This window comes from Streptomyces bohaiensis (assembly GCF_012033785.1).
Classification (GTDB): domain Bacteria; phylum Actinomycetota; class Actinomycetes; order Streptomycetales; family Streptomycetaceae; genus Streptomyces; species Streptomyces bohaiensis.
Map to the genome: position 1 here is coordinate 1 of NZ_JAAVJC010000334.1, position 4,585 is coordinate 4,585.

4 protein-coding genes are annotated in these 4,585 nt (G+C 75.7%); 1 reads left to right on the forward strand and 3 read right to left on the reverse strand.

Translation table 11 applies throughout. The features are described from left to right. A partial coding sequence (locus HCN52_RS22020) for a class F sortase (RefSeq protein WP_168090190.1) occupies positions 1-1,251 on the forward strand: 1,251 nt, incomplete at its 5' end. Here HCN52_RS22020 and HCN52_RS22025 read toward each other — a convergent pair. From HCN52_RS22025 to HCN52_RS22035, 3 genes are all read right to left on the reverse strand, one after another. Continuing rightward, positions 1,190-1,990 carry an alpha/beta hydrolase family protein gene (locus tag HCN52_RS22025; RefSeq protein ID WP_312876834.1) on the reverse strand — a complete coding sequence of 267 codons (801 nt, stop codon included), beginning with the start codon at positions 1,988-1,990 and terminating at the stop codon, positions 1,190-1,192. The genes HCN52_RS22020 and HCN52_RS22025 overlap by 62 nt on opposite strands. A gap of 196 nt (positions 1,991-2,186) precedes the next feature. After that, positions 2,187-3,494, reverse strand: coding sequence for a kynureninase (gene kynU, locus HCN52_RS22030; RefSeq protein WP_168090191.1), 1,308 nt, complete (start codon positions 3,492-3,494; stop codon positions 2,187-2,189). Then, positions 3,487-4,329: a tryptophan 2,3-dioxygenase family protein gene (locus tag HCN52_RS22035; RefSeq protein WP_168090192.1), complete on the reverse strand. Its 843-nt coding sequence runs from the start codon at positions 4,327-4,329 to the stop codon at positions 3,487-3,489. Before HCN52_RS22035 ends, kynU begins: the two co-directional genes overlap by 8 nt. Positions 4,330-4,585: the final 256 nt, after the last annotated feature.

Sequence of the window (4,585 nt, forward strand, 5' to 3'; positions counted from 1 at the left end):
CTGCCGGCCCAGGGCGTGCGGCAGCTGCGCCGGTTCCCGTGGCAGAAGTGCCGCGCGGCCGCGCGATGGGCGGCGGGCGGCGCGTACGACGTGGAGCAGGACCGCAACCGCACCCGGCCGCAGCGGCTGGCGCCGCGCAGTCGCCGCATGGAGGGCGCGGCGGTCGTCGGTTCCGTGATGCTGTGCCTGCTGGTGGGCGCGATGGCGCCGGGCAGTGAGAAGCACGGGGACGAGACGCGTGCGTCCGCGGGGGCGCAGGCGCCCGCCCCGGACGCCGGCGCCGAGGGCTCCGGCGAGACGCTGGCCCGGTCGGAGCCCACCCGCATCCGGGTGCCGCACATCGGGATCGACGTCGAGGTCTTCGGCGCCGACCTGGACCCGGACGGCGGGCCGCCGACCCCGGCCGAGGAGGACGCGATGCGCGCCGCCTGGTACGCGGGCGGTGTCAGCCCCGGCGAGAACGGCGCCTCGCTGATCGTGGGGCACCTGGACACCATGACCGGCCCCGCCGCCTTCGCCGGGCTGGGGATGCTGGAGCCCGGCGGGCGTATCGAGGTGGACCGGGAGGACGGCACGACGGCGGTCTTCACCGTCGAGGCGGTCGAGCAGTACCCGAAGCAGGACTTCCCGAACGACCGGGTCTACGGCGCGACGGACGACGCCCAGCTGCGGCTGATCACCTGCGGCGGACGCTGGACGTCCGATGGCGGGTACGACGCCAACATCGTCGCCTACGCCCGGTTGGGCGACGGCGCGGCGGCTCCCGACGACGCCGGCAACGACACCGGCGCGGGCGCGAGCGACGCGGAAGAGACCGGCGCCGACCCGGAGTTCCCGTACCACCCGTTCGTCCCGGAGGGCGAGCGCGGCGACCACGCGCCCGCCGGTCCGGGCGGCGGTGACGCGGCCCGCTTCGGTGGGGTGTCGTTGCTGGAGACGCTGGACGGGATGACGTCCCTCGCCGACCTGCCGGGGTTCGACGTGGCCCGCTGGACGGGCGGGGCCGCCGCGACGGTCGACCCGCCCGGCAGCGGCGGTGAACCGGTCGAATCCTTCGATGAGTTCAACGACATCACCGGCGGCGACACCGACGAGGGCTTCGGAGCCGGCGTCGGCGTCGGCCAGGTGGAGCCGTTCGTCGCCGAGGCGGTACCGGGCGACCTGTTCGGTCCCCCGGCCGGCGGGGAGTTCAGCGAGCCGGACCCCGGGCTTCCGCCAGCAGGTTCCGGAGAGCCAGCGCCAGGGTGGTGAACGCCGGGGTCCCGGGGAGGAACGGCGCGTAGTGCCCCACCCCGGGCAGCCGCAGCAGCTGCGCGGGGTGGCGGTCCGTGTAGGCGACGGCCTGCTCCATCGGCACCTGGCCGTCGGCGGTGCCGTGCACCAGCGTGACCGGGCCGTGCGGCGGCGGCATGGTCACCGGGTCGACCTCGCCCAGGAGTTCGCGCCACCGCTCGCCCAGGAACTCCAGGACGGCACCGGCGCCGAGGTCGCGCTCGACCGCGTCCGCGAGGTCGGTGACGGCGCTCACGGCGACGGTGTGGTGGTGAGCGTCGGGCAGCCGGGACGCCGCCCACAGCGCGAGGTGGCCGCCCGCGGAATGCCCGGCGACCACCATCGGGCCGGGCAGCCGGGTCAGCACCTCGCGGATGTCGTCGAGGGTCGCCGCGTGGCCGACCTCGCGTCCCCGGCGGTACTCGACGAGGGCGACCCGCATGCCGTGCCCCGCGAGCGCCGCGGCGAACGGCGAGAGGTGGCGGCGGTCGTACGCGCTCCGCCAGAACCCGCCGTGCAGCAGCACCAGCAGCGGGCCGTCGCCGGCCTCTCCGTAGTGGTCGACAAGCTGGTCCGGATGGTCGCCGTAGCGCTCGGTGCGGTCGGGCCCGACCGCGGTCAGCCGGAGCAACTCCCGCATCTCCGCGGCGTCCTGGCCGGTCTCGACCGCCCCCCGCGGCCCGTCGCCGCTGTCGCCGCCGGTGGGTGTGCCGCTCACACGACGCCCCTTTCGTCTGTCGGTTGACTCGTCCCCGGGCCGCCCACCGCCGTGGGCGCCGGGCGCACCTGCCCATGGCACCACATCCGGTGGGTCGGAGCGCGGGCCCGGGCCCGGGCGGCGCGGCGCCGGGCCACCGCCCCGCTGGTGCGCGGGGGTGGTGGCCCGGTCGCTCGTCCGCTCCCCGCCGGGCGGGTCAGCCGCCGGCCGGCGTCGCGCCGGCCCCGGCGCCGGGCGTCTCCGCCAGCACCTCCGCCAGCACCGAGGCGGCGCGCAGTGCGTCGCCGAAGGAGGTGTACAGCGGGGTGAAGCCGAACCGCAGCACATCGGGACGGCGGAAGTCGCCGACCACGCCACGGCGGATCAGCTCCCCCATCACCTGCTCCGCCCCCGGGCAGCGCAGCGCCACCTGGCTGCCGCGCCGGTCCCGCTCGGCCGGAGTCAGCGAGGCGACACGCCCCGCGGGCACCAGCTCCGCCACGCACGCGAGGAAGAAGTCGGTCAACGCCAGGCTCTTCTCGCGGAGTTGGCCGAGGTCGACACCGTCCCAGACCTCCAGCGCCGTCTCCAGCGCCAGCATCGACAGGATGTCGGGGGTGCCGACGCGGCCGCGCACCGCCCCGTCGGCCGGGGTGTAGGTCTCGGCCATCGCGAACGGCTCGGCGTGCGAGTTCCAACCGGGCAGCGGGGAGTCGAACGCGGCCTGGTGGTCGGACCGGACGTAGAGGAACGCCGGGGCGCCGGGGCCGCCGTTGAGGTACTTGTACCCGCAGCCGACGGCGAGGTCCACGCCGTCGGCGTCGAGTCGCACCGGCAGGGCGCCGGCGCTGTGGCAGAGGTCCCAGACGGCGAGGGCCCCGGCGCGGTGCGCGGCGGCCGTGATGCCGGGGAGGTCGTGCAGCTCACCGGTGCGGTAGTCCACGTGGTTGGCCAGCACCACCGCGGTGCGCGGTCCGACGCGGTGGGCCAACTCCCCCATGGGGACGGCCCGTACGGTGCGGCCGGTCATGCGGGCGGCGGACGCGGCGATGTAGCCGTCGGTGGGGAACGTCGCCTCGTCCACCAGGATCTCGTCGCGGATCGGGCTCTCGCCGCCGGCCTCGCGGCCGTCCGCGATCCGCACGGCGGCGACCAGCGCCTTGAAGATGTTGACGCTGGTCGAGTCGCCGACGACGACCTGGCCGGGCGCGGCACCGACCAGCGGCGCGATCCGGTCGCCGACCCGCTCCGGCGCGGTCCACCAACCGGACTCCGTCCAGGAGCGGATGCGCAGTTCGCCCCACTCACGGGCGACGACCTCGGCCAGCCGGCCGGGGACGTCCGCGGGGAGGGCGCCGAGCGAGTTGCCGTCCAGGTAGACCGTGTCGTCGAGGACGAACGCCTTCCGGCGGTCGGCCAGCGGGTCGGCGGCGTCGAGCTCCGCGGCGCGCGCGGCGAGGGCCGCCGCCGGAGCGGTGGGGCCGGGAGTGGTCGGCGAGGCGGCGCCGGGAGTGGTCTCAGACATGGCTGCGGGCCGTCCAGAGTTCGGGGAACACGTTCTTGCGGGCCCGCTTCTCCAGCCAGGCCACCCCGGCGGAGCCGCCGGTGCCGACCTTGGAGCCCATGGCGCGCCGGGTCGCGACCAGATGGTCGTTGCGCCAGCGCCACACCAGCTCGCCGACCTCGGTCAGCCCCTCGCCGAGCCGGACCAGCTCGCTCTCCTGGTCACCGCGGTAGACCTCCGCCCAGACCGCTTCCACCTCCGGGTGGGGCTCGTGGCGGGCGGTCGGTTCCCGGTCGAGAACGGCGGCCGGGACGGCGAGGCCGCGGCGGTGCAGCAGCCGCAGCGCCTCGTCGTAGAGGCTGGGCTCGGCCAGCGCCTTCTCCAGCTCGGCGTGCACGCGCGGGGCGCCCCGGTGGGGCACCAGCATCGAGGCCGACTTCTCCCCGAGGAGGAACTCCATGCGCCGGTACATCGCCGACTGGAAGCCGGAGCCCTCGCCGAGCGCGGAGCGGTAGGCGTTGAACTGCGCCGGCGTGAGGTGCGCTATCGGCTTCCACGAGGCGTTGAGCGCCTCCAGCTCCCAACAGGAGCGGCGCAGCGCCACCAGGGCGCCGGGGATGTCGTCGCCGCGCAGCGCGGCGGAGGCGGTCTCCCACTCATGGACGATGACCGTGAACCACAACTCCATGACCTGGGTGGTCACCAGGAAGACCATCTCGCCCGGGTCGTCGGAGCGGAGGTGCTGGAGGTGGGTGAGGACGTCCGCCTGGACGTAGTCCTCGTAGGGCGTGGTGCCCTGGAAGTCGAGATTGGGAAGGTCGGATTCGCCGACCGCGGGCGCGGACTGGTGCGACATCGCTGTCTCCGTGACGTCTTGCCTCCGGGTAGCGGTCCGCCCCTTCCTTCCGGTGTGGGAGCCCCGGTCCCCTCAGGCCGCCGCTCGCGGGACGCTGCCGCGCGGCGGGGCCTGTTCGCATCATCGGGGGCGCACGCGGAATCGGCAAGGGCGGCACCGGCCACCCGCCGGGGGCGTGACGGACGTGACACGGCTGGTGGGGGCGGGGGCGCCCCCGGGCGCGGGCCGCGTCGGCACCCCCGACATCCTGTCGATG